The sequence below is a fragment of the Planctomycetia bacterium genome (assembly GCA_015200345.1).
Classification (GTDB): domain Bacteria; phylum Planctomycetota; class Phycisphaerae; order UBA1845; family UTPLA1; genus PLA3.
Genome location: CP054187.1, coordinates 245,878 through 271,508, shown reverse-complemented (window position 1 = coordinate 271,508; position 25,631 = coordinate 245,878). Strand labels below are relative to the sequence as shown.

General features: G+C 61.7%; 22 protein-coding genes and 1 tRNA gene. 4 read left to right on the top strand and 19 right to left on the bottom strand.

Annotated features, from left to right (window positions below; genetic code table 11):
• Positions 1–100: 100 nt before the first annotated feature.
• The 7 genes from HRU71_01250 to hemW all read right to left on the bottom strand — a co-directional run bounded on the left by HRU71_01250 (position 101) and on the right by hemW (position 7,920).
• Entirely contained in the window at positions 101–2,128 is a 2,028-nt protein-coding gene (locus HRU71_01250; protein QOJ02195.1) for a hypothetical protein, read from the bottom strand.
• Complete coding sequence (locus HRU71_01245) at positions 2,125–2,778, bottom strand: hypothetical protein (protein QOJ02194.1); 654 nt, start codon at positions 2,776–2,778, stop codon at positions 2,125–2,127. Before HRU71_01245 ends, HRU71_01250 begins: the two co-directional genes overlap by 4 nt.
• Positions 2,779–2,997: 219 nt before the next feature.
• The gene (locus tag HRU71_01240) at positions 2,998–3,501 is read right to left on the bottom strand and encodes a hypothetical protein (protein ID QOJ02193.1); all 504 of its coding nucleotides are present in this window, start codon (positions 3,499–3,501) and stop codon (positions 2,998–3,000) included.
• Complete coding sequence (locus HRU71_01235; protein ID QOJ02192.1) at positions 3,486–5,087, bottom strand: recombinase family protein; 1,602 nt, start codon at positions 5,085–5,087, stop codon at positions 3,486–3,488. Before HRU71_01235 ends, HRU71_01240 begins: the two co-directional genes overlap by 16 nt.
• Positions 5,084–5,590, bottom strand: coding sequence for a DUF2924 domain-containing protein (locus tag HRU71_01230; protein QOJ02191.1), 507 nt, complete (start codon positions 5,588–5,590; stop codon positions 5,084–5,086). The genes HRU71_01235 and HRU71_01230 overlap by 4 nt, the downstream gene beginning before the upstream one ends.
• A gap of 629 nt (positions 5,591–6,219) precedes the next feature.
• Positions 6,220–6,291 (bottom strand) — tRNA-Asn (locus HRU71_01225).
• A gap of 267 nt (positions 6,292–6,558) precedes the next feature.
• Positions 6,559–7,920: a radical SAM family heme chaperone HemW gene (gene hemW / locus HRU71_01220; protein ID QOJ02190.1), complete on the bottom strand. Its 1,362-nt coding sequence runs from the start codon at positions 7,918–7,920 to the stop codon at positions 6,559–6,561.
• 228 nt (positions 7,921–8,148) lie between these two features.
• On the opposite strand from hemW, the gene HRU71_01215 reads away from it, so the two are divergent.
• Complete coding sequence (locus HRU71_01215; protein ID QOJ02189.1) at positions 8,149–8,784, top strand: FHA domain-containing protein; 636 nt, start codon at positions 8,149–8,151, stop codon at positions 8,782–8,784.
• 30 nt (positions 8,785–8,814) lie between these two features.
• Here the strand turns inward: HRU71_01215 and argF are convergent, their stop codons facing one another.
• The 3 genes from argF to kdsB form a co-directional block, all read right to left on the bottom strand.
• A complete protein-coding gene (gene argF, locus HRU71_01210) occupies positions 8,815–9,747 on the bottom strand; it encodes an ornithine carbamoyltransferase (protein ID QOJ02188.1) in 933 nt (310 codons plus the stop codon).
• Positions 9,748–9,901: 154 nt separating this feature from the next.
• Entirely contained in the window at positions 9,902–11,245 is a 1,344-nt protein-coding gene (locus tag HRU71_01205) for a GTPase (protein QOJ02187.1), read from the bottom strand.
• A gap of 109 nt (positions 11,246–11,354) precedes the next feature.
• Positions 11,355–12,116: a 3-deoxy-manno-octulosonate cytidylyltransferase gene (gene kdsB / locus HRU71_01200; protein ID QOJ02186.1), complete on the bottom strand. Its 762-nt coding sequence runs from the start codon at positions 12,114–12,116 to the stop codon at positions 11,355–11,357.
• 248 nt (positions 12,117–12,364) lie between these two features.
• Here kdsB and HRU71_01195 point away from each other — a divergent pair, with 248 nt between their 5' ends.
• From HRU71_01195 to HRU71_01185, 3 genes are all read left to right on the top strand, one after another.
• Positions 12,365–13,099, top strand: coding sequence for a redoxin domain-containing protein (locus HRU71_01195; GenBank protein ID QOJ02185.1), 735 nt, complete (start codon positions 12,365–12,367; stop codon positions 13,097–13,099).
• Between the two features lie 92 nt (positions 13,100–13,191).
• Positions 13,192–14,103, top strand: coding sequence for a methylenetetrahydrofolate reductase [NAD(P)H] (metF, locus tag HRU71_01190; GenBank protein QOJ02184.1), 912 nt, complete (start codon positions 13,192–13,194; stop codon positions 14,101–14,103).
• A 19-nt stretch (positions 14,104–14,122) separates the two neighbouring features.
• Positions 14,123–15,796 (top strand): hypothetical protein, encoded by a 1,674-nt coding sequence (locus HRU71_01185; protein QOJ02183.1) that lies wholly within the window; start codon positions 14,123–14,125, stop codon positions 15,794–15,796.
• A gap of 91 nt (positions 15,797–15,887) precedes the next feature.
• Here HRU71_01185 and iscX read toward each other — a convergent pair whose 3' ends face one another.
• The 9 genes from iscX to HRU71_01140 form a co-directional block, all read right to left on the bottom strand.
• The gene (gene iscX, locus HRU71_01180; protein ID QOJ02182.1) at positions 15,888–16,112 is read right to left on the bottom strand and encodes a Fe-S cluster assembly protein IscX; all 225 of its coding nucleotides are present in this window, start codon (positions 16,110–16,112) and stop codon (positions 15,888–15,890) included.
• A gap of 5 nt (positions 16,113–16,117) precedes the next feature.
• The gene (locus HRU71_01175) at positions 16,118–16,567 is read right to left on the bottom strand and encodes a 2Fe-2S iron-sulfur cluster binding domain-containing protein (protein ID QOJ02181.1); all 450 of its coding nucleotides are present in this window, start codon (positions 16,565–16,567) and stop codon (positions 16,118–16,120) included.
• Positions 16,568–16,584: 17 nt separating this feature from the next.
• Positions 16,585–18,531: an Hsp70 family protein gene (locus HRU71_01170; protein QOJ02180.1), complete on the bottom strand. Its 1,947-nt coding sequence runs from the start codon at positions 18,529–18,531 to the stop codon at positions 16,585–16,587.
• A gap of 5 nt (positions 18,532–18,536) precedes the next feature.
• Positions 18,537–19,157 (bottom strand): Fe-S protein assembly co-chaperone HscB, encoded by a 621-nt coding sequence (gene hscB / locus HRU71_01165; GenBank protein ID QOJ02179.1) that lies wholly within the window; start codon positions 19,155–19,157, stop codon positions 18,537–18,539.
• Between the two features lie 82 nt (positions 19,158–19,239).
• Positions 19,240–19,572 (bottom strand): iron-sulfur cluster assembly accessory protein, encoded by a 333-nt coding sequence (locus tag HRU71_01160; protein ID QOJ04883.1) that lies wholly within the window; start codon positions 19,570–19,572, stop codon positions 19,240–19,242.
• A 142-nt stretch (positions 19,573–19,714) separates the two neighbouring features.
• Positions 19,715–20,122 carry a Fe-S cluster assembly scaffold IscU gene (gene iscU / locus HRU71_01155; protein QOJ02178.1) on the bottom strand — a complete coding sequence of 136 codons (408 nt, stop codon included), beginning with the start codon at positions 20,120–20,122 and terminating at the stop codon, positions 19,715–19,717.
• A gap of 61 nt (positions 20,123–20,183) precedes the next feature.
• Positions 20,184–21,398, bottom strand: coding sequence for an IscS subfamily cysteine desulfurase (locus tag HRU71_01150; protein QOJ02177.1), 1,215 nt, complete (start codon positions 21,396–21,398; stop codon positions 20,184–20,186).
• Entirely contained in the window at positions 21,395–21,877 is a 483-nt protein-coding gene (locus tag HRU71_01145) for an Rrf2 family transcriptional regulator (GenBank protein QOJ02176.1), read from the bottom strand. The genes HRU71_01150 and HRU71_01145 overlap by 4 nt, the downstream gene beginning before the upstream one ends.
• A 163-nt stretch (positions 21,878–22,040) precedes the next feature.
• Entirely contained in the window at positions 22,041–25,430 is a 3,390-nt protein-coding gene (locus tag HRU71_01140; protein QOJ02175.1) for a VCBS repeat-containing protein, read from the bottom strand.
• Between the last annotated feature and the right edge of the window lie 201 nt (positions 25,431–25,631).

Genomic DNA, 25,631 nt, shown 5'->3' with positions numbered 1-25,631 from the left:
GAGGACGCTCGTCTTGATCGGAGACTGCTGCCGGGCAGCCGCTCCGCAAGCAAGAGGGCTACATCCGGTGTAGCGAGCGGCTACATTTGGCGTAGCGGGTTCAAAATATCCACGGCGGGATTTCCGCTGGCGCGTACGTCATTACGGAACCGCGTGATATGGCCTCGTCGAGATGAGCACCGGCGCTGGAGTGGTACTTCTTGATAATCTTGATCGTACGGTCGACAGCGTTTCGAACGCGGTCGCGCAGACGTTTGTGGTCAGCGCTCTCGATTTTGGGTCGGCCTGCAAACCTTGCGGCCTTCAGTTCTGTCAAAAGACGAGCCTTCTCGTTCTCGGCGACTCGCATCGCCGTCGTGTCCTGACCCTTTTCGGCGGCGGCGATCTCGGCGTCTAACTCGGTGAGTCGCTGCCAGTACGCGCGAGCGGCCTTCTCATCGAATGCGGCTTCCGATCGAGCGGAGGGGATATTCTTCATGTGCGGTCGAGCAATCGAATAGAGCTCTGCGACCGTGAAGGATTTGTTGGGCATGGACAGCATCGCGTGGAGGTAGACCATTCCAACGCTGAGTTCGAAGCGTTTGTCGATGCCTTCAAACCGAAGCAGCCACGCTTGGCCCTCTTGGGCAAGCTGATGCGATGGAGGTGCGGGCGCGACCGATCCACTGACGGAGGGCGCGACAATGTTCGTCGTGTTGGGATTCGGGTCGTGAACCAACCGCAAGGCGCAGGTCGGCGGCAGCGAGCGCTTGCGTATCTCGGACATGTGTGCCTTGCCCTCGGCTTCGATCACAGACATCACCTGTCGCGCGTGGCGCTTGTATAGATCGAAGATACTGTTCGCCGCGTCATCCGGGGGCATACCCAGATATGGAAACGCACGGGCGGCTTCGCCGAAGCGGTTGCAGAAGGCCGTGATGTCCATGTCTGCCACTTGCTGCGCCGTCTCCAGGTATGAGGCCAGCATTATGCGTGACTCGCCCTCGTCGCGTGCCTCCGTCAACAGGTGATGGCGGTATTTTTCGGCAGGCTCGAACTGGCCGGCGTTGTTGGCTAGCACCGCGAACCGGCGGTCGATGCACTGCGAGCAGATGCCGCAGTGCGGCTTGTCCTTCCGATATGTCCACGTGTGTGTGCAGCTTGTGGACCACTCGATCATCGATCCCTGGCCGCCCTTCACAATGTCAGCCACGATGTCCGACTTGGTTTTCCAAAGGAATCCGTTATTGACTGTGAATTCACCGCCCGTGATCGAGGAGAACAGCCGCCGCATGCAGGCCAGCACTCGGGGGTGCGTGGTTCGGGTGGCGCGCGACCCCACAACCTGCGGCGACACGGGAAGGTTGAGACTTACGACGCCATTCTCGAAGAATCGGATTGCGTTCAGATCCGCCATGCGGGCGGCGGCGACAGCCAACGACGCATACAGAAAGGACCTGGCTCGCTGCGTGTACTCGCGTTCCTTCTGGTCTTTCTTGTTGACGCGGACGGTGATGAACTGCGGCACTGGCCCGTCGGTAGCGTTGGCAACCATGCTACGCAGCGTGCGATGCCGCCCGCGCAGCTTGGTCGTCGGTTCATGCGTAATCAGAAGCGCCGAGCGCTTGTCTCGCACCACTTCCTCGAGCACCCCTCCAAGTGAATCGAGCCCCCCGGAGAAGAGCACCACTGTTTCCGGAGGCGTCTCCGCCGCAAGTTTCCCAAAGCTGAGGTATGCGTCCAGCGCCGGAGGGTGTTTGTATTGCGTGAAGGTGAAGTCGTACTCGTCCTCCGACAGGAAGCTCAGCAGCTCGACCAGCGAATCACTGATTTCCGCTGTCCGCCAGAGCGACGGCACCCGCACCGGAATCTCAAACCGCATTCGGCGACGCCAAGTCGCGCCCATGTTCTCGACCTCATCCGCACCGCGATGCTGGACTTGGTCGGCGATGTAGACAAGCGATGCGATTTCAACCAGATCGATCAGCGCCGGTGCTATGTTGCGGTTGAGCTGCCGGCCGACCTCGTCGAGTTCCAGCCGCACGTTCTTGCCTGATCCCGCGGTGCGGAGCTTCGTTACCCCGGCTGAGGAACCGGTATGGCCCGCGGCGGCCTCGTTGCATAGGAACAGCATTTCAGGAGGGTTCATTTATTCCCCTCCTTCAGCTCAGCGATCATCTTTTTCATCGCGACGTGGGCGAACCTGCCCACATCGTCGCGCGTGATGCCGCCGGTGTCTCGCTTCTCCCACTTCTGCTTCGACTGCCACTCGCCGGCGAACTTTTCGACGATCACGGACGCTTGGCGGCAATGCGTATTCATTGCATCGTCGAATGCGGCCTTCGCCGCGAGGTTGGCGAAGCGTTGGCCGTGGCCAACGTGATTCGCGCTTTCCCGGCTCACGTAGAACTGGAGCACCTTGTTCATCACCTGTCCGAAGAATCGCTTCCCCAACTCGCCGAAGTTCTTTTCGGTGCCGAGGTCGTGGAACGCTCGCTGGACGTCCTGAGCGGTCGCGCCGAACAATGAAGACACTCGTTCGGTCACGATGCGGTTTGTGGTCTCAACGGCGGCGCTGTGCGCCATTTCGCCCAGGTCCGTGCGGCCCCTGTTATTCGGCATGCTCCGGTCCACCGCAGCGGAAACGGCGCTGAGGATCGCGGGCAGGCTGGGGTTGTCAGGGACCTCGAATCCGCGGGCGCGGAGTCCAGCGGCGAAATCCTTCTCCCGCGCGGCCTGCGTGATCTGCGTGAGGGACCAAAGTGCTTCGACGAGGCCCGTATGGTGGGCCGCCGCCATGAGGCCGGTCTCAGCGGCCCGAATCACAGCGTTGGCGATTTACTCCGCGCCGGCACCAGCGGCGACGAGGCCAATGACCTCCTGCCATTTTCGTGTCCGTGGAAGATCTCCGAGTCGCGTGTGGCCCATCGCCTGGGCATCCTCAACAAAGGTCGTGCTTGGCACGCACCGTTATGCTGCAAGATCAGGCTGGATAGAGTTTTAGGCAGCAGCCATGCATTATACGGCCGCAGGCACGCGAGCGAGAAGCACGGCGTGCGTCTGGGACGGGCGGCGGCCTTTGGGGTCGGGCACCCCCCGAAGCCCGCGTGACGTGGTATTGGCAGAGAGAGCTTTCCACAACCGTCTTTGTTCACGCCAGTCGACGACGGACGTAATCGGCCGAAGGTCGCGTTCGCCGACCGGGTCGCGGCCGCTGGTCGTGCGGGGCAGGAACAGAATCTCCTCCTGGATGATGGGCGCGAGGTTGAGCAGGTTCATGATTTGCGTCATCCGTGCCCGCGTAACGTGGCCAAGTTCGGCCAGCTCGGCGTAGTCTGTGATGCCGCCACGACGGACCAGTTCTTCGCAACGGATCGCCAAGGCCATCAATCGGGCCACGCGGGGCACGCTGCCCGCGGGCACGGCGGTCGCGTCCGGCGCGTCGCCGAGCCGTGCCTCGCGTCGTCCGGCCGGGCCGCGCCCGAAATGCACCTTGAACTCGACCGTCACGCTGTCGGGCATTCGTCCATCTCCAGACTGTCGGCGAGGTCGTCCTGGCCCAACGCCCTGATCCCGTTCGCGTGGAACGTGACCGCGACCTTGCCGTTCGCGCCGTCGTAGTCGACTCGTTTCACCAACAGCCGCAGGACGCGGGCCTGCTCACGTGGGCTGAGCGTGTCCCACAGCGGCGTGAATGCCTCCAAGGCCGAGTCGACCTCTCGCTTGCTGACCATCTGCCGCCGCGCCCGGGCGAGATCGTCGCGCAGCTCGGTGAGGCGTTGTTCGGCCTCCCGCAGTTGCTCGTGCAACTCGGCCAGCCGTACCGCCGCGTGGCCGTTTGTCGCGGCGGCGGCGGCGGCTTTGGCGATCTCCACGTGCAGCCGGCCAACGTCGCGTTCGACGATCCGGGCGTCGGCCTCCAATCCCGCAACTTGCTCCTCTTGCTGCGCCCGGGCCTGTTCCAGCGCCATCCCCATGATGGCCGGGTCCTTGCCGATCGCCCGAATCTGGTCCACGACGAACCGCTCGATCTCTTCGGCGGGCAGCGACTTTGATGGACACGCGTGCCAGCCCTGCTTCTGGGCGGTGCCGCAGACGTAATAGCGGTAGCGCCGGTTGTCCTTGCTGGTGTACGTATGCATCATGGCGCACCCGCACGGCTTGCAGTGGACCAGTCCCTTCAGCAGCGCGCCGTACTTGTTGCGGATGTGCATGCCGCCCGTGCGGCCGTTGACCCGCAGCATCCGTTGGGCGCGCTGCCAGAGGTCGTCGTCGACAATCGCCTCATGCTCGCCGGCGTGGACCTCGTCCTTGTAGCGAACCTTTCCGAGGTACACGACGTTGGTCAGTAGTCGAAGCAGGATGTTCTTGTCGAACGGCTTGCCGCCGCGCTCGTGGCCCTTGTGCGTCGTCCAGCGCTTCGTCTTCCACCCGCGCTCGTTCAGCACCTGAGCCGTCTGGATAAGCGATTGCCGCTGGAGATACTCGGCGAAGATCGCCCGCACCCGCTCGGCTTCCTCGGCGTTGACGACGAGCTTCGACCCGTGCGGGTCCACGTCGTAGCCCAGCACCGGCATCCCGCCGGCCCATTTCCCCTTGCGCCGGACCGCAGCGATCTTGTCGCGCGTCCGTTCGGAGATGATCTCTCGCTCGAACTGAGCGAACGACAGCAGGATGTTCAGCGTCAACCGACCCATCGAGTGCGTGGTGTTGAACTGTTGCGTCACCGAGACGAACGAGACGCGACACTTCTCGAACGTCCCGATCATCCGTGCGAAGTCCAACAAGGACCGGCTCAGGCGGTCCACCTTGTAGACCACCACGCAGTCGATCCGGCCGGCCTCAATGTCCTCGAACAGGCGCTTCAAAGCCGGCCGCTCCATGTTCGCGCCGGTGAAGCCGCCGTCGTCGTAGCGGTCGGAAAGGCAGGCCCACCCTTCATGCTGCTGGCTGGCGACGTAGGCCTCGGCGGATTCGCGCTGGGCGTCCAGGGAGTTGAATTCCTGTTCCAGGCCCTCCTCGGTGCTCTTGCGCGTGTAGATGGCGCAGCGGATTTGCTGCGTCGTCCGGGCCTTCCCGTTGCCGTTTCCGTTGCCGTTGCGCTTCATGGTGCGGCGACCTCCTTTCCGGGCTTGGGCAGGCCGAAGAAGTGATAACCGTTCCAGTGCGCGCCGGTGACCTTGCGGGCCACGGCGGACAGCGACCGGTAGACGTCGCCTTCAAACTCGAATCCCTCGGACAGGACCCGGACCTGGACGGTCTGGCCCTTGTACTCGCGCTTCAGCAGCGTGCCCGCCATCGGCAGGCGGTCGTCTGGTTCGACACGAAACGGCGACGTGGCGACCCCTCCGTTGCCGCCCGAGTCTGGCGGCGCGGCCGGCGGCCGGATGCGCAGATCGGCGTCGTTGGCCAGTTCGCCGGCGCGGCGGCGTGCCCGCTCGGATAGGTCACCCTCGTGGATGGCCTGGAGCCGCCAGGCGATCCGCTTGACCAGATGCTGCTTGTTGAACGACCGCGTCGCCTCGCCGAAGACCTCGGCGTAGCGCTCGCGGAGCTGCGTCACCGTCATGCGGTTCAGCGTCTTTACCGCCGTGTCAACATCGATCGGCATTCATCGATCTCCGTTCTCGCGTGGCGACGCCACGACCCCATGAGGGCAAGTCCTCGCGCCCGGATCAAGGCCGGTTTGCGACAATTCCGCCGGAATCTTGCAGATTTCCGCAGGGACTGGCGGCCGGGCGCGTAAGCGATGAATTCTGCGAGCCAGGATGGCCGTCAGCTCGCGCAGGCGCTGATGTGGGGAGAGAGTGGACGGGTCGTCGGGCGCGGGTCGCATGGGCGCTGCCTCCGTGCTGGCCCACGCCGACGTGCGCTCCGCGCCCGGCCGGTCGTCCGGCGAGATGTCGATGACTGGCGTCGTCTCAACGCGACGGCCTATCTGATATGTACGCAAAACGGGTTCGATCTGTCTTCGGGCCGCGAACGTAACCCCGCGTTAACCAATCCGGGGTGTTAACCGCGAGAGGCAGCGAGTTTGAGAGCGCCGAGCGGGGGATCGAACGAGAACCTTGGGTTTACGTTCGGGCCGTCGAACGCGGCGATCAAAACAGAGAGCACGGCCGCGTGGCGGGTGGGGCGCAAGGTCGCGTGGTTGGCCGAGTTGTGGCGACGGCCCGGCGCGGCCGAAACGCGTCGAGCCGTTAACAAAAAAGCCACCGCATTTCGCGGTGGCTCAAAGACCTCCCCGAGCAGGACTCGAACCTGCAACCTAGCGGTTAACAGCCGCTCGCTCTACCATTGAGCTATCGGGGATTGATAGCCGATCACCCATATATACCGCATTTCCCGGAGATGTCCAGCGGCCAGGAAGGCGGCTTCCTGTAGCCCTTTTTATCAGGGTTTTATGAAAAAAGCCCTGTCAGGTCCGCATTCATCAAAAGGCAGATCAAATAGCAAGCAAGCGGCCTCGCAAGGGGCGGATTGCGCAAGCAAATCTCCTTGTACCGTGTAAACAAAGTCTCCTCCCTGTAAACAAAGTATCCTTCTGTGTAAGCAAATCTACTTGTAACAGCTGAACTATTAGTTTCCGTCCGCTGCCTGCGTCGCTCGATCTGGTCTCGCATGCGACGATCCAGCCACCTCCAGAAACACGCTCATCACTCGATTCGCAACGAGCAAGCCGCGGCGTGTCAGTCGAATCCGATCGGATGTTGCCTCCAGCAGGCCGAGTGGGGCGAATTGGTCGATTGCCGCGGCGAAGAGTCGGCGCGGATCAAACCCAGTACGCGCCGCGAAAACCGCGCAGTCGATGCCCTCGGTCAGCCGCAGCCATTGCACGGCCGTTTCGGCGGCGTGGGAGATTGCGTCAAGCCGCTCCGCTTCCACGACCGGTCCCACCGGTGCCAAATTGATTACGACATTTGTAGCTGGCCCTGGCGGCGCACTCTCGTGTGAATTGCTCTCGGCCGAAACATCGACCGGGTCGGAAGGACGGTCACGGCCACGGGCGAGGGCGTGAACGGAACCGGAGGCGTAGTGGTCCACGTATCGACGCACATCCGGCACATTCTTTGTTCGCAGCCCGTCGAGGAACGACACTGCCGACGGGCCGACGCCGAGGTATTCGCGGTTTTCCCAATAGATGATATTGGCTTGGCAACGGCGTCCCGGTTGCGCGAAGTTGCTGATTTCATAGTGTTCAAAGCCCGCTCCGGCGAGTTCGTCGATCGTCATTTCGAACATGCCCGCTTCGAGTTCCTCATCCACGGGGTTCATTCGCCCCTGTTGATGCAGCCGCGTCAGGGACGTGCCCGGCTCGAACATGAGCGAGTAACAGGATAGATGCTCGGTATTCAGATCGATGGCCCGACGGAGATTGTCGCGCCATCGTTCGAGGGTCTGCCCCGGAATGGCGTAGATCAGATCGAGGTTGACGTTGTCAAACCCGGCGGTCCGCGCGGCGCGGACCGACTCGCGGATGTGCGAGGGATCGTGGACACGCTCGAGGATCGCCAAGTCGTCAGGGTGAAACGATTGCGCGCCGAAGGAGATGCGATTGACGCCGCGGCGGCGAAGCAGATCGAGTTTCAATTCGTCGGTAGAGGAGGGGTTGGCCTCAACGGTGAATTCGCTGACGGGTCCGGTGTGCGAGACGACCTCAGTCAGGATCGCGTCCAAGGCTGCGGCGGGCAGCACGGTGGGGGTGCCGCCGCCGATGAAAATCGTCTCGACCAGTCGGCCCGGATTGCGTGCTCGGGCCTCGGCCTGGATTGCGGCCACGAGTCGGTCGATCAGTCCGGGAATCGTGGGCAGCGAGTAGAAATCGCAATAGCCGCACTTGGTCGCGCAGAAGGGGAGATGCACGTACCAGCCGATCGCGGGACGGGACTTGTCGGCGCACACTTGAAGGTCGGAAAGGCGTTCATCGGATGGCATCGTCACAGCGTGTATCTTACGGGACGAACGGTCCGCAGGACTCGGGGGATTCCTCCTGATTGCGCGTGAATTTCAGCATTTTCGGGTGAATTTGTCCATTCGGGGGCCCAGCCGCCCCGGCCGATTTGCCTTGATAATGCCGCCGAAAACGGGTAGATTCGAGTTGGGTTTGGCGGTGGAGCATACAATCCCTTGTCAACGCAACCGGTTGCCCCGACAGCGCGGGAAGTTCGTATGATCGTGACCCTGGTGACGTTCAGCCCGAAGGGCGTGCGCAAAGAGATTCCCGTCGGTGACAAGCCGCTGGTGATCGGCCGCGGCACCGATGCCGACGTGCGGATACCGCTGGATGAAATTTCGCGAACGCATTGCGAAATCACCCGCACGGGCGGCAAGGTCATCGTCAAGGACCTCGCCAGTCGAAACGGGACATTTGTCAACGATCAAAAGATCGCCCAGGCGACGGTGAAACCCGGCGACCACATCCGCGCCGGCTCCATTGTCTTTACTGTTCAGATCGACGGCCAGCCGAAGGAGATTCGGCCGGTTGCTGCGAAGCCAGCCGCGCCCGCGAACGGTTCCGGCGGCAAGCCCGCGCCGGCATCGGGGGCCGTTCAGACATCGGGGAAGACCGCCAAGCCCTCCGCCGCGTCGGCGCCCGCACCGGCCGGCAAACCCGCTACCGACGACGAAGAATCCTTCGACGTCGACGGTTTGGAAGAGTTGGACTCCGACGATCTGTCGGACATCGATATTGATGAACTGGTCGAAGTCGATTCCGATGATCTCGAAGAAGTCGACCAGGTCGTGGACCTCTCCGACGACGACCTCATCGCCGACGACGACGATGAAACCGCCAACGGGCGATAAGCCCGATACGATTCCCACAGAGCCGTCCGGCTACATCCCGCACAGCGTCAGCATGATCGCCTTCTGTGCGTGCAGACGGTTCTCGGCTTCGTCGAAGATGGCCGAATTCTTCGTGCGGGTCACGTCATAGGTGATCTCGTCGCCGTAGTGCGCCGGCAGGCAATGCAGCAGGACGCAATCGGGGGAGGCCAGCGACAGCACCTTCATGTCGATTGTGTAACCCGCAAAAATTTTCTTGCGTGCGGCCGCCTCGGCTTCCTGCCCCATGCTGGCCCAGACGTCGGTGTAAAGGACGTCGGCCCCTTTGGCCGCGCCGGGCATGTCATCGGTGATGGTGATGCTGCCGCCGGTAGATTTGGCGATCGCCTCGGTGTCAGCCGTAATCTCCGGTTTGGGTTGGTAGCCCTTCGGCGCGATGATCGTAACGTGCATGCCGGCCAGCGCGCCGCCGAGCATGATCGAGTGCGCCACGTTGTTGCCATCGCCGCAATAGACCCAGCGCAGGCCCTTGAGATTGCCGCGCCGTTCGGCGATGGTTTGCATGTCGGCCAGAATCTGGCACGGATGCTCGTGGTCGGAGAGGCCGTTGATGACCGGCACGGTCGCGTACCGGGCGAGGTCCACGACGATGTCGTGGCCGAACGTGCGGGCCATGATGACATTGACAAAGCGCGAAAGAACAAGGGCGATGTCCTCGGTCGTCTCGCGCTGGCCGATGGAGATGTCGGTGGGGGCGAGGTAGATCGCATGGCCGCCCATCTGGGTCATGCCGGCCTCGAACGAGACGCGCGTTCGCAGGCTGGGCTTCTGAAAGATCATGGCGAGCGTCTTACCAGCGAAGGCGCTGCGAAACTCGCCGGGGTTCTTCTTAACCTTTGCGGCCTTTTCCAGCACGCGATGCAGATCATCGGGCGAGAGGTCTTTCATCGAGACGAAACTGCGGGGGGCGGACGGTGACGGCATGGCAGGCGGCTCCAAGTCGAGAGGTTATCAAGGCTCGGCCGCGTAATATATGGATCGACGGTTTGGCGGGCAATGGCGGGACAGGGGGCACGATTCCAGAGATCGGCAGGCAATGCCGACAGGCCGCTTGCCGCTGATTCCAAAACAAGGATCATCAGCCCTGCGGGCCTGACCGGACCCGGTCGCGTACCAGATTGTCAATCGCTGTGGCCGTCCGCTCGTCCAGATCGTACCCGATCCGCATGGCCGGCCGATTCAGCCGCAGGAGCTTGACCAAGTCCATCGGCGTCCCCACCAGCACAAGATCGCAAGGCGTCGCGTTGATCGTTGCCTGAAGGTCGGCCATCTGCTCACGGCCGTAGCCCATTGCGGGAAGCACATCGCGCAGGTGAGTGTACCTGGCGAACACGTTGCGTATCGACCCGGCGGCGAACGGCCTGGGATCGACAATTTCCGCCGCACCGAATTGGCGTGCGGCTACGTGCGCGGCGCCGTAGGGCATTTCGCCATGCGTCACCGTCGGACCGTCTTCGACGACGAGCACGCGTTTGCCGCGGATGGCATCGGGATGCTCGCAGGCGATGACCGAGTCCGCGCGAAGCAGGGTTGCCTTCGGATTCATGCGGCGGGCGTTCGCCTCGATGAGGGCGACATCCTCCGCACGGGCGGTGTTGATTTTGTTGATGAGGATCACATCGGCGAGGCGGAAATTGGTCTCGCCGGGATAGTAGCCCGCTTCGTGACCGGGGCGATGCGCATCAGCCACGGTGATCATCAGGTCGGGTTTGAAGAAGGGCGTGTCATTGTTGCCGCCGTCCCAAAGGATCACGTCGGCTTCCGCCTGCGCGGCGTCGAGGATTTTCTGATAGTCCACACCGGCGAAGAGCAGGTTGCCGGCGCGGATGTGCAACTCGTATTCCTCGCGCTCCTCAATTGTGCATTCGTGGCGGTCCATGTCGGCCAGTTCGGCGTAGCGCTGGCAGACTTGGCGCGAGAGATCACCATAGGGCATCGGGTGGCGCACGACGGCGATGCGCTTTCCGAAGCGCTGGAGCGTCGCGGCGATGGCACGCGTGGTCTGGCTCTTTCCGCAGCCGGTGCGCACGGCGCAGACCGCGATGACCGGCTTGGTCGCGGGCAGCATGGTTCGCCTCGGCGCGATCAGGGCGAAGTCCGCCCCGGCAACGTTGGCTCGTGCCGAAAGGTGCATCAACTCCGCGTAGGGCACGTCGGAATAACTGAACACAGCCAGGTCGACGCGGTGCGAGCGAATCAGCGATTCCAATTCGTCTTCAGGGAAAATTGGGATGCCTTGCGGGTAGAGGCGGCCGGCAAGGGCCGGTGGATACACGCGGCCTTCGATGTTGGGAATCTGCGTCGCGGTAAAGCCGACGACGTGAAAGGCGGCATGGTCGCGGTATAAGCAGTTAAAGTTGTGAAAATCTCGCCCGGCGGCACCGAGGATCAGAACGTTGGTGGGCTTCATCGCGTCGGCCATGGAATTACTCCTCATCCACTCATGCCAGCAGCGCGACAACCGGAAGTGTAGCGCTTGTCCCGCATTAGTTCAACGCGGCATCGCGAAAGCGTGAAGCCGGATGGTGGCGTCATTCGCTGCGACAACGCTTAACAAACGCTGCGTAGTCCTCGGGCGTGTCGATGCCGACTGGTGCTTGCGCGACCACAGCGACCGCCATGCGATGACCGTTCTCGAGCACGCGAAGCTGTTCAAGCTTCTCCAGTTTCTCCAGCGGCGTGGGCGGTAGGTTCGCCAGCTCGAACAGAAAGCTTCGGCGATAGGCATACACGCCGATGTGCAGGTGCCAGGGTGACGCACCCGGTGAGCACGGCGCACCGCCGAAAGGGTTGCCTCCGGTATCGCGCGGGAATGGAATGAGACTGCGCGAGAAATACAGCGCGTCGCCGGTTTGCGCGAGCACGACTTTCACCGCGTTCGGATCGCGCGGATCGCCGTCGGCCGGAAAAGGGCAGGCGAGCGTGGCGATTGGCAGATCGGGTCGGTCTTCGAACAGGCTAACCAGCTTGTCGATCGCCGTCGGCTCGATCTCCGGCTCGTCGCCCTGCACGTTCACGACGATGTCGCAATCCAACGTCGCCGCCGCCTCGGCGACACGGTCGGTTCCGCTGGGGTGATCCACACGCGTCATCACGGCTTCGCCGCCGAAGGAGCGTACCGCCTCGGCGATCCGCGAATCGTCGGTGGCGACGAGCACGTGCCGAATGGTGCGACATTGCGCGACTTGTTCGCACACATGCTGGATCAAATACTTGCCGGTCTCGCGCGCGAGTGCCTTCGCCGGAAAGCGCGTGGAAGCATAGCGGGCGGGAATGATCGCGACGGCGTTCATGGCGGACAGCGTATCGCTGCGCCGAGCGCGTGCCAAGCGTGCCGTGCGACGGCAGGCGGCATTATGAGGCAAGCGCGGTTCCCATGAAGGTTGAAGCTCGATGAATCGGGCATTGAACCTGCGACACGCTCCCCGTGTTCGTCTACGCGACTGGGATTGCCGGATCAAATCTACTACAATAAGCGAATCCCTCGATAGCGGGCTGGATCCCGCACGGTGGAGTAACGGGACTTTCGGAGAATCGCACCATGACGCTTAGGGTAATCGCGGCGGCAGCACTCGCAACGGCCTTCCTAATCTCGTACCCCGTGCTGGCGGGTCCGAATGACTCACAATCGAAGAAGAAATCAACGTCGAAGAAACAATCTGCGAGGAAATTGAAAGAGGCAGGCCACGTGGACGCGCCAGCACTGGACTTCAAGGTCAAGAACATTGATGGAGAAAAAATCAACCTCGCCCAAGCCTATTACGGGCAGGTCGTGATGATCGTCAACGTCGCGTCGAAGTGCGGACTGACGCCGCAATACAAGGGCCTGGAGGAGCTTTACCGCCAGTACAAGGATGAAGGGTTCGTCATCCTCGGCTTCCCGGCGAACAACTTCGGCGCGCAGGAACCGGGCACGAACGAGGAGATCAAGGAGTTCTGTTCGTCGAAGTTTGACGTGACGTTCCCGATGTTCTCGAAGGTGAGCGTGAAAGGTGAGGACATCTGCCCGCTGTTCAAATACCTCACGGCGAAGGACGCCGGGCACGATCATGGCGGTGAAATCAAATGGAACTTCAACAAGTTTCTGATCGGGCGCGACGGGAAAGTGATCGGCCGCTTTGAGCCGCGCGTGGATCCGATGAGCGACGAAGTAACCTCGGCCGTCAGCACGGCGCTGAAGGCTCCGAAGCCCGCCGCTGGAATCGACGCGAAATCGGCAAAAGACAAGACGAAGGCAGAAAAAGAATCACCTCAACCCCGGAAGAAAGGTGACTGACGCCTTGGCGCTTCGGCAAGGAAGATGGATCAACGACCGGGCCTCCGCGCTCGACTTGAACACGCATCACCGGAAACGGACCACTGCTCTGCATGAGAATCCGCGAACTACTTTCGACCGGCCGTCCGTGTTTTTCGTTCGAGTTCTTCCCGCCCAAAACGGACGGAGGACTCGAGCAGTTGCGCGCGACGGTGCGGGCACTGCGGGATTTGTCGCCCACGTTTATTTCCGTGACGTACGGCGCGGGCGGCAGCACGCGCGATCGGACGATCGAACTGGTTTCGGAGATTCAGCGGCATTATGGCGTCGAAGTCATGGCGCACTTGACGTGCGTTGGCTCGACGCGTGATGAGTTGGCCGCGGTAATCGATCGGTTGGCGACTGCGGGCATCGGAAACATCCTGGCGCTGCGCGGCGATCCGCCGAAAGGTGACGCGGAATTCAGACCGGTGGCGGACGGGTTCCGTTTTGCGAGCGAGCTGGTGGCGTTCATCCGCTCGCAGAATCGTGAGATCTGCATCGGCGGCGCCTGCTATCCGGAAGGACACGTTGAATGCGTCGGGATGGATGGCGCACGGGATCTCCATCGCGATCTGGAGAATCTCCAGCACAAGGTGGAAGCCGGTGCCGCGTTCCTCATCACGCAGTTGTTCTTTGACAACAGCCATTATTTCAGATTTGTCGATCGCGCCCGCGCCATCGGCATCGGCGTGCCGATCATTCCGGGCATCATGCCGATTACCAACGTCGAGCAGGTCCGGCGGTTCACGCAAATGTGCGGCGCGACGATTCCCCCAACGTTGCTCAACGAGCTGGACCGCCTCAAGGACGACGAGGATGCCGTCCTGTCGCTTGGCGTCGCTTACGCGACGGCGCAGTGCCTGGACCTCCTCAATCGCGGCGCGCCGGGGATTCACTTCTACACGTTGAACAAATCTGCCGCGACGCGAACCATCCTCACGGCGCTGCGCACGCTGTGGCCGCCCGCCATGCGCCCGGCGTGATGCCGGATTGCTCAATCAAATGACGCTTCGCGTTGCGATCATCTGCATTTTGGCCTATTTCGCGGCGCTGCGACTCGATATCGACGGCGCACTGGACTTCATCCATGAAGGCGAGCGGCTGGCACACATCGACGCCCTGCATGACGGCAAGCTGCCGTTTCGCGACATCTACGTCCAGCACGGCCTCGGTGAAAACATTCTCAAACCGCTTCTGGCGTGCGCGTGGTTCGGCACGGACGTCGCCGCGCTGCGCAAGCTCGGCAGCAATGCGTTTCTTTACCGCGGGATTCTACCGCCGCTGGGGACGGTGACCGCAATCATTGCCGTCGCCACGCTGACGCGACGGTGGCAGGGGGCATTGGTCGCGGCCGCGCTGCTGCTTCTCTGCTGGGTTGAAGTCACCGATCGGCATGTGCTGGGCCTGCTGGCGCTGGCCGCCGCGGGGGCGTTTCTGCATTCCCGGCGACGGAGCAGGTTGTTCCAGGCAGGTGTCCTGACGAGTTTCGCGGCGACGTACAGCTTGGACGTCGGTCTGTTCTCGCTGCTGACGATCGGGACGTGGTGCGTGGCGGATGCGTACCTCGGACCGATCAGCGCGCCTCGCCCGCGCGAGATCACGCAGCGATTGATTTCTTTCCTGGCTGGTACGGTGATCGGCTTTCTTCCGCTGATGCTCTGGTGTGTTTGGCACGATATCCTCGGTGACTTTGGGTTGAATGTGTCCTGGCAACTCTTCCTGCGCGGAGAAGCCATGCCGGCGACGTACCCGCGGCCGTGGCAGAGCCATGACGCGCCGGACTTGCCAACTGTCTATGCTGGCCTTCAATGCGTCATGCTTTATTATTCGATCCCCCTCGCGGCGATCGGCGTCGCGGTGTTCGCGTGGCGTCGACGTTCATGGCCGGCAGCCATGCGAAGCGGCCTGATGCTCATGGCGCTCGCCTCGCTGGCATCCTGGGGCAGTGTTCTTGGTCGACCCGATGATTGGCACGTCGCTTACGCGGCTGGGCCGTTCCTCATGCTCGCTGTGGTCGTCTTGCTGCCGATCTCGTCGTGGACGCAGACGAACTGGAGATGGGCGCACCTGAAACGCGGGTCCATCGGTGTCATCATGATGATCGCACCGAGTCTGATCATGCTGATGGCAATGGGCGAGGGCGGCGTCGGCGGGCCGTGGCGTCGCTGGACGGGGCTTGGCGAGAACAGCCGTGTGCCGGCGCGGCTGTCACCCAGCATGGTCGGCGGCGTGCGCACGCAATGCAGGGTCAAGCGCGTGGGGTGTGATTTGCCTCTGGGAGAGACGAGGTTTGTTGAAACGGTGTGTGGTTACATTCAAGCGAATAGCCGACCGGATGAGACGATTCTCGACCTTAGCAACAGCGGGTTGCTTTACTTTCTCACGGAGCGCCGTAGCGCGACACGGTTTTACCTGCTCATGCACGTCGGCGTCTCGCCGCGGCTGCGCGCAATCATGGCGGATGACGTCCTGGCGCAACCGACGCAGCCGGCGCTGGCGATCACGGCAGCAGGAGATTTTTTCAGCGGGGCGGTCGGCGACGACCCCTTGGGAAGGCTGCTTCATGCCTGGTACGAACCAACCGATTCGATCGGATATCTGCAATTCTGGAAGCGGAAGGGCGAAGTCAAGCGAGAAGGGCGGCTTGAAAAAGAAGCGCAGACTGCAAGACCGTGAATGCTGGGAGGGAAGCCTCGCGGGAGCGATCATCAATGACCGGTCATCATTCTTAACGCCCCGTACCGGGTTGGTAGAATATAATCGCGCGCTACTCGTCGTCCTTCGCGTCCTTGTATTCCTCCAGCCACGCCATCTGGATCGCTTCGAGCTTGGCTTCATTGGACTTGTGCGGATCGTCGCCGAAGTCCGGCAGTGCCACGACCCAGTCATGCAGATCCGTAAACCGCACCGTCAGGGGATCGAGGTCGGGAAATTTCTCATGCAGGGCCAGGGCGATGTCCTCGGAATCCAGCCAGGTTAGTTTCTGCGGCATTGGCGCTACTCCTTGTCCTTCGTCGTCATTCCCTCGGCACCGTGCGGCTCGCGCGCCAGGTTCCGGTTCCACGTCGGAATGCGAACTTTCACCGGCATCGTTCCGTTCGGCACGCACTGGCATCCGAGGCGGCTGTTGGACTTCAGGTCGTATGCCTCTTCAAGCTGGTCGTCCTCTTCTTCTGACGCCTCGTTGCACGAAGCCGCACCTTCCAGAACATGAATGTGGCACGTCGAGCAGGCGCACACGCCGCCGCAGGCATGGTCCAGTTCGATGCCGTGCGCCATGCAGATATCGAGTATCGAGCCAGGCAGCCCGTGATCGTCGTAGGGGATCTTCTTCGGGTCGATGGTCAGACTGTGTTCCGTGCCCTGTTCATCGATGATCGTCAGCTCGTAGGGCTGCTTCGGCAGCGCGATCTCGGTGTCCTTGATGTAGGGATTCTGGCCGCCCATGTGCGTCTCCGTTCAGGTTATTTCGTTGAGGTCACTTCGCGAAGCGACTGGGTGATCGCCAGGTTTGCGAGGTGCTCCGTTGATTTCCCGAATCGATCCAGCGCCTGATGCAGCGCGTCGCAATCGGTCGTCGAAGCCGCCATTTCGCGCAACGCCCGGATCGACTGCTCCAGCGTCTCGCGCTCGTGGGGCGGCAACAAATGGCCGAACTTCGCCAGCGTCTGCTCGGTCTTGTGAGTGTCGAACTCCACCTGATTGCGCAGGTCGATAAGGCGATGCGCCGTCATGTCTTCCCGGGCGTAACGCACCGAATCCAGCTCGATCCGCCGCACCTCCTCCCGCGTCAGGCCGTGCGAGGGGATGACTTGGATCGACGCTTCCACGCCGCTGCGCTCTTCGCGCGCCGAAACGTTCAGAATGCCGTTGGCGTCGATGAGAAAATTCACGGTGATCTTGGGAATCCCGGCCGGCATCGGCGGAATCCCCCGAAGCTCGAACACGCCAAGGCTGCGGCAGTCGGCCGCCAGCTCCCGCTCACCTTGCAGGACGTTGATCTTTACCGAGGTCTGGCCATCGACGAAGGTCGTAAAAGGCTCCGACGCCTGACAGGGAATACGCGTGTTGCGCAGGATGAGCTTGCCCATCGCTCCGCCCATCGTCTCGATTCCCAGTGACAGGGGGGTGACGTCCAGCAACAGCGTGTCGGGCCGCGCGCCGGAGAGCACCTGCCCCTGAACCGCGGCCCCCAGCGCCACGACTTCGTCCGGGTTCAGCGCCGTGTACAGCGTGCGCCCGAAGAACTCCTGAACGCGCCGTCGCACGAGCGGCACGCGGCTTGATCCGCCGACCATGACGACTTCGTCAATCTCGTTCGCCGTCATCTTTCCGTCGGCGAGCGCGCGTTTGCATGAGGCAATCGTCCGCTGAACGAGTGGTTCAATCAGTTTCTCGAACTCGTCTCGCGCGATGGTTCTGCGATAAACGCGACTCGCACCCAGATCCAGTTCCAGCTTCGCCGCCGTTTCCGTGCCCAGGCGGATCTTGACTTCCTCCGCAAAGGACCGCAGCGCCTGTTTGGTCGCCGGTGAATCGATGTCCAGCCCGAACTGCTCACGCACTTCCCGCTGTACCAGCTCCATGATCGTGCGGTCGAAATCGTCGCCGCCCAGATGCGTGTCGCCGTGCGTCGCGATGACTTCGAACGTCTCACCCGAGACACGCAACAAACTGACGTCAAACGTCCCGCCGCCCAGGTCGTACACCGCAATCGTGTGCGGCTTGTTCGAAACCAGCGCGGCCCCGGTGTTGCCACAGACGCATTTGGACTTGTCGCCGACCGTGATCGATATCGCGCCGCCGGTCTTACGCGGGGCGGTGCCGGAGGTCGCCGGACTCGTTGCGTCGCGCAGGCCGATGCCGTAGGCCAGCGCCGCGGCCGTCGGCTCGTTCACGATTCGCACGGCTTCCAGTCCGGCGATCGTCGCGGCGTCGCGCGTCGCCTGTCGCTGCGCGTCATCAAAGTAAGCCGGCACGGTGATGACGGCCTTGCGCACGGGGCGCTTCAGGTGTCGCTCGGCGCGTTGCGCCAACTCGCGCAGGATCAATGCCGAAATTTCCTGCGGCGTCAGGAGGCGGCCGTTGATCTCCACCTTGATGGTGTCGCGCTCGCCAGGCACGACGTGATAAGCCAGGTGCGGCAACTCCTTTTGAAGATCCTTGATTCCCAGGCCCATCAGTCGCTTGATGGAGTAGACGGTGTTTTGCGCGTTTTCCACTGCATGCCGCCGCGCCTCCCAGCCGATCGTCGCCCGGCCGTCGGGTGAGAAGCAGATGACCGATGGCAACCGCCCCTCGCCGGTTTCGTCGCGAATGATCTGCGGCCCGCGCGCATCGGCATAGGCGACAAGACTGAACGTCGTGCCGAGGTCGATGCCGATGATGAGGTCGTCCTGCGTCGCGGTCATGGCCGTTACGGTGCGTCAATCGTGCTCAAAAGGTTGTTCAGATACTTCAGTCCGTTCAGTCTTAATCGCAGTTCGTCTCGAACGTCGTCCGATTGTTCGATCAATCGGTGACATAGTTCGGCCACCGTCGATTGAGCGGTCCGGCGTTGCTCCAGCACCTCGGCGCGTATCGATTGGATTCGCTTCTCATCCCCGGCGGCGCGGGCCTCTTCCAGCTCCTCGCGCATCATCATGATCTGGCCGAGCAGATCCGCCGGCACGCGCTTGTCTTGCGCCGCGTTCTGACCGCCGGCCGACTCGAGCAGGTATTCCGCACGGGCGAATGCGTCTTTCAACGTTTCGTAGGCGCGGTTGACAACTGCCGAAGCACGCATCGCGAACGCCTGTTCCGCGGGACTGGCCATGGCGTATCGGTCGGGATGAATGTTTCGACTGATCGCCATGTAGGCGGCTTGAAGCGCCGCGAGATCGATGTGGTAGGCGCGACGCAGACCGAACATCTCAAAGTAGTCTGCACGCTCGACGTGCAACAGCAGCTCGCTCCAATTCGTATCGCGGGGGAGCGCGCTGCGAAGGCGCTCGCACACACCACAAGTGCCCGCCGCGCTGGATGGGGTCGCTGTCATGATCGCATTCGCCTCGCGTCCGCCGCAGGCGGCCCGCCGTTGCGACCCACGCCTCGCCGAGTCGATTTCACCGGCGCAAGACCTACGCGCTGAAGCTGCTGCCGCAGCCGCAGGTGTGCGTCGCGTTCGGGTTGTTGAAGACAAACCCGCGGCCCATGACTTCATCCTTGAAGTCCACGGTCACACCGTCCAGGTAAATCTGGCTCTTCGGGTCGCAGATCACTTTGATCCCGTGAACGTCCCATTGCTCGTCGTTCTCGCCCACCTGCTCGGTCAGGTCGAGCGTGTACGAGAACCCGCTGCAACCGCCGCCCTTCACCCCGACGCGAAGGTAGGTCTTCTCGCTCTCCAGCTTCTGCTGGTCGATGATTGTCTTCACTTCCGCCGCCGCTCGTTCCGTCAGCGTTACCATGATCGCCAAACTCCCGTTTCATTTATCCCAAGGATCCGATTGCGCAAGCAACCGAATCCATTTTTCCAAAGCACCAATTGCGCAAGAAATCGAACCGAGTGGCTGGACCGCGCGCCCCTTCGGCGGCCATGCCGGCGCGCCCACGCTACCTCGCCGCGGTCGCGCCCGCCATGCTCTCCTGCTTCTTCTTGTAGTCGCTGATCGCCGCGCGGATCGCGTCTTCGGCCAGCACGCTGCAGTGAATCTTCACCGGCGGCAGCGACAGCTCCTTCACGATGTCTGTGTTCTTGATCTGAAGCGCCTCGTCCACCGTCTTGCCCTTCATCCATTCGGTCGCCAGTGAGCTGGACGCGATCGCCGAGCCGCAGCCGAATGTCTTGAACTTGGCGTCGATGATCTTGCCGTTGTCGTCGCACTTGATCTGGAGCTTCATCACGTCGCCGCATTCCGGCGCGCCGACGATGCCCGTGCCGACCTTCGGGTCGTTCTTGTCCAGAGACCCCACGTTTCGCGGGTTCTCATAGTGGTCCACGATCTTCTCGCTGTAAGCCATTTCAGGTTCTCCTGCTTTTTCTGGTATTCGCTTCTCATCGTAGTCGTGAGTCAAGGTCAACTTAGTGCGCCGCCCACTGCACCTTGCTCAAGTCGATCCCTTCCTTCGCCATTTCGTACAACGGGCTCATCTCACGCAGCTTCTCCACCGTCGCGCACACGCGCTCCACGGTGTAATCCACTTCCTCTTCCGTCGTGAAGCGTCCCAGCGAGAAGCGAATGCTGCTGTGGGCCAGATCGTCGCCCCGGCCGATCGCCTTCAACACGTAGCTCGGCTCCAGCGAAGCGCTCGTGCACGCCGACCCGCTGCTCACGGCGATCTCGTGGAAACCCATCATCAACGACTCGCCCTCGACGTACAGGAAGCTCACGTTCAGATTGTTCGGGATCCGCTGCGTCGGGTGGCCGTTCAGAAAAATTTCGTCCAGCCGGCTGAACAGACCGTCCTTCATGCGGTCGCGCAGGGCGCTGATCCGCTTGATTTCTTCCTCCTGGTTCTGCACGCACAACTCGGCCGCCTTGCCCATGCCGACGATTCCGGGCACGTTGAGCGTGCCGCTGCGCATGCCGCGCTCGTGCCCGCCGCCGTGGATCACCGGCTCGCAGCGCACCCGCGGCTTTTTTCTGCGAACATACAACGCCCCAACACCCTTGGGACCGTAAATCTTGTGTCCCGAACACGACAGCAGATCGATTCCCCAGTCCTCCACGTCGATCGGCAGCTTCGCAAACGTCTGACACGCGTCGGTGTGAAACAGCACGCCCTTTTCCTTGCACAGCCTCCCAATCTCGCGAATCGGGTTGATCGTACCGATCTCGTTGTTGCCGTGCATGATGGAGACGAGAATCGTCTTGTCCGTCATCGCCTCGCGGACCTGCTCGGGGTGCACCATGCCGTGCTTGTCCACTTCCAGGAACGTGACCTGAAACCCGTTCTGCTCCAAGTACTTCGCGGGATCGATCACCGCCTTGTGCTCGATGGCCTGGGTAATGATGTGATTACCCTTGTCGCGATACATCTGGGCGACGCCCTTGATCGCGATGTTGTTGCTCTCGGTCGCGCCGCTGGTCCAAATGATCTCCTTCGGCGACGCATTGATCGCCGCGGCCACCTGCTGGCGGGCCAGTTCGACGCCTTCCTCGGCCTCCCAGCCGAAGGGATGGTTGCGCGAAGCCGCGTTTCCAAACTTGGTCGTGAAGTAGGGCAGCATCGCTTCGAGCACCCGCGGATCCACGGGCGTTGTCGCGTTGTGATCCATGTAAATCGGCAGCTTCATCGTGGGGTCGCTCCTTTGGCAACAGCCGTCCCTTCAAGGGATAAATGTACACAGTGATCTTTGTAGTCCGGGTCGTGCGCGATCTGCGCCAGCGTCACGGTGGCCAGGAAATCCGTCAGTTTGTCGTGCACTTTTCGCACCGGTCGGCTCACCGGGCACGTCGCCATCAACTCGCAGGCCGCGTCACCGGACTCCTCGCCGGCACACTGCACAAACCGAACCGGACCGTCGGCCGCGCGGATAATATCGTTCAGCGTGATCTGATCTGCCGGCAGTGCCAGCGAGTAACCGCCTTTCACGCCGCGAGTCGATCGCACCAGCTCGCCGTGACACAAATCTTTCAGCACGTTCATCAGCAGGGCCGGAGGCACGCGAAACCGCTCGGCGATTTCTCGCGCGTTGTGCACAGCCCCGGGATTCTGCGCCATGTGCGCCAGCGCGATGATCGCGTAATCGGTGCGTTTTGTGAGCGCAAACACGCAACGGCTCCTCCGGCCGACCCGTTCTGTGGTCAGCCATGAGAAAGATAGTACCGGTATAGTGCTATTTCAGCAAGATACTAGGCTTGAAGCTGCTTGCTTTGCGATAACTATCTGTTTTACAAGAAGTTAACATTGTGACAGCCGTAAATCGGTCCGAAGGTCAGAGAGCCGGCTTATTCACGTTTTCCTTCCATTTCATAATCGTCGCGGGCGACGACTCGGAAATGGAGATCATTTGGGGAATGGTACGGGTTCCGATGGTCGTCGAGGTCTCCCCCGGACGCACCGTCTTGACGGTTGTCGTCGTGGCAAAATAGACCTTTAGCTGATATTCCGTCGAAGGATTGACGCCGCCGAAGTGTGCCCAGATCGGTTCGGTGCCGCCGTAGCCTCTGGCCACACCGATATCGCGCCGCGCGAGCAACTGCGTCCCGGCGGCGTTCCACAGTTCCACGCGCGTGCCGATGGCATCCTTCGGTGTGCCGCCGGCGCCGCGACCGGTCAGACACACCTTGAGGTAACTCGCATTGTTGGTCCGATTTCGATACAGCATGGCCGTTCCGTTCTCGCGTGTCAGCGCAAGATCAAGATCACCGTCGTTGTCATAGTCCACGAAGCAGCAGTCGATAAAGGTTCCCGTCGTGCTGATGCCATGCGCGACGCGCTGAAACGTGCCGTTGCCCTGATTCTGATACAGATAGTGCGCGCCTTTCGCGCCGAGGATAAACAGATCCAGATCACCGTCGTTGTCGTAGTCGCCCCAGGCAACGCTCCGTGTGCCAGGTTTGTCATCCGGGCCGTAATCAACCACGGTATTCAACGCCAGTCCCGCCGAGCTGGTGACGTTCGTGAAATTCCCCGTGAAACCGTTGGGTGTGAAGCAATCGTTTCGCCAGAGGTATCCGGAACAGGCCTCGCTCATCCGCGCCGTGGCCAGGTCCAGATCGCCATCGTTGTCGTAATCGCCCCAGGCGCTACCGAGCTTCAGCGACTCGCCCGTTGTGATTCCGATGTTCCGGTTGTTGTACGTGTACGTTCCGTCTCCATTCGAACAGAACAATCGTCCGCCGCCGTAGTGATAGAAAAAGTCTAACCGGCCGTCCTTGTTCACATCCCCAGCGCTCGCGTAATCGCCGTTGCCATATTGGCCGGATGTGTGCAGCCCGTACGAAGATGCGTTCGTGCCCGTCAGCGCCGGCGACGTCGACCCCGTGTGATGGCCGATCCAGTTTCCATTCTCGCTGAACATCACGACGTCGGGCCAGCCGTCGGCGTTCACGTCGGCCGCGACACAATTCTCGTTATTGCTGGGGCCGGAGAAACCAAGATTGCCGCCGCTGGTGAAGGACGCCGAACCGCTGTTCAGCATGCAGCGCTCGGTGCTGAAATCGTTGGTCGTGGCGACCCACACGTCCAGATCGCCGTCGTTGTCGATGTCGACCATCGCGGCCTGTCGGCGCAGATCGCCGAGCGAAACGGCCGTGAACGAGGCGCCGGCGTCGTTGTTTTTCAGAAGCCGTGCCGTGTTGCCGCTGATGAAGCAGTCCAAATCGCCATCGTTGTCGAAATCGCCCCAGGACATGCCCCCGCCGTAGTTATCAAAATCCGTCGAAGTGGAGACGGCGAAGCCGGTGGCGGACGAAACGTCCACAAAACGCGCAACCTCCACGGCGATGTTATCGATGCCCCACGACTCATCGCCGACGCCGGCGTTGTTCTCATCCGTCAGCACACCTTGAAACGCTAGCGTCGTAGTTGTGTCAGTTGCGGTGAAGGTCGCCTGCATCTTGCGAAAGATTGCGTCCTTGTGCCACGAATTGTAGCCGTAGTTACCAATTTGATCGTAGGAATAGGGATAACTCCCGGCGCGTGTGTTCGGCCACTCATGCGTCAGCGTGTGGCTAAAGATCTGCGTTGATCCGGCGCTGATGTTGAAATAGTCCGGCGCGGAGTTGTTGTTCGACGTCGAGCCGTCCCACGAGTCGATGGCGTAAAAATCGAACATGACGGTATACGTTTCGCCCGGCGTCGTGTTCAAGGCCAGTTTCAGTGGTTTGGAATGATGCCGTCCGGCGTAGTTGGTATAGGTGGAAACAGAGGACCGCGTGCTGTCCGACCATTCCGCGCCCATGGGCGACTCGAAATCGTGCGCGTATGGAAGCTCCGCGGGGACCAGGCCCAAAGCGGCCGGGGCAGCAATCATGAAGCATTCCTTGCCCCAGCTGTTGGACATGTCGGACTCCACGACTTGATTGGAAGAAAAAGTGCTGCCGTTCCAGCGGCATGCGTTAAGTCGGCTGCTGTTGTCATGAACGGCCAAAAAGACCTCTCCCGTGGTCGATCCGGTTCGCAGTTGAATCACGCAGGGCGTGTTGCCCAAGTTATGACCCCATACCTCTGATGACCACGACGCGCCATTCCAGGTCCGGTAGCGGAATCGGTTGTCCCAGCTGTCGGCATAGGCGATCAGCGCCCGGGTACCGCCGCCCTCATAGGCGATGTCAAAGGCCCGCAACTGGCTCCAGCAGGCCGTGGTTTCCAACTCCTGATTCGTGCCCCAGGCCGAACCGTTCCAGACGTTGACGTTCAGATCTTCTTCGTTATCGATCGCACCAAACAGAATCTGATTGCTCGCCGGATCGGCCTCGAGCCGCAACCATCGCCCCTTGCCGCCGATCGACGGCATGCTTGCTTGGCTCGTCCACGAGGAGCCGCTCCAGATGCGATAACACGGGGATTTGCTGTCCTCGATGGCGTAGGCGACCAGAAGGCGTCCTGCGATGGTTTCATAGGCGGCGTCGAAGCACTGTTTGCTGGCTGTATCCAGCTCAGTGTTCAGCGTGGTGATGGAGCCAAAGGCGGAGCCGTTCCAGAACATCGCATATAGTTTCTTGGAATCGTTCTCAATGATCGCGGCGATTTCGTTGCTCTCCGGCTTGGGGACAAGCCGCACCCAGCGGACGGTCGAAGACGAAGGCAGGGCGATGGAGTTCGCGCCGGACATCGTCGTGCCGTCATAGGTATGATAGATCAGTTGATCGGTCGAGTCATTCCAGAATGCAATCAACATCCTGCCGGAGAGTTGTTCGTAGGCCACGTCATAACATCGGCTGTTGTCGATTCCCGTGTTGGAACACAATTCGAACAATTGGGTCCAGATGCCGTTCTTGTAAAATTGCAGATTGAGGTCGTCCTGATAGTCGAGCGTCGCCATCGCGGTTTCATTGCGAGTCGGGCAATTGCGCGTGACGATCCAAGCCTGAATCTCTCCCACGTTCAGCGCCGCGGCCGAGCTGGTCCACGCCGAGCCGTTCCAGGTCGAGGAGCGCGGCGTGCTCTGGCCGGAGCGTGAGATCCCGATCATGGCCGAAGACGTGCCGTCGGCGCGCGCCGGCGAAGCGACGAAGGACGTGACGGTTAATTGCAGCCCGATCAGCAGACGGCACCGCGCACGAAGCGACATGCGGCGTGCAAGGCCGAGCCGCCGCCGGCCCTTGCGCAGCCGTTCAGCGATGCGTGATGATGCTGGCGTTGAACAGGATTGAGACATAGCTCGCTTCCCCCGCGCCGGCGTCCGCGCGCCGGCGGCCTGTCGATTCCGGACCGCCGCGTTTCGCGGCGCGCGCCGGGCCGACTCTTCTATTCGACTAAACATCCAATTCGGCTTTGCATAAAGCAATGCACGGAAGGGGAGGGGCGATGATTGTCGGACCCTAAAACCGGACGTGCGATGCTCGCTGTCGTAATGGCG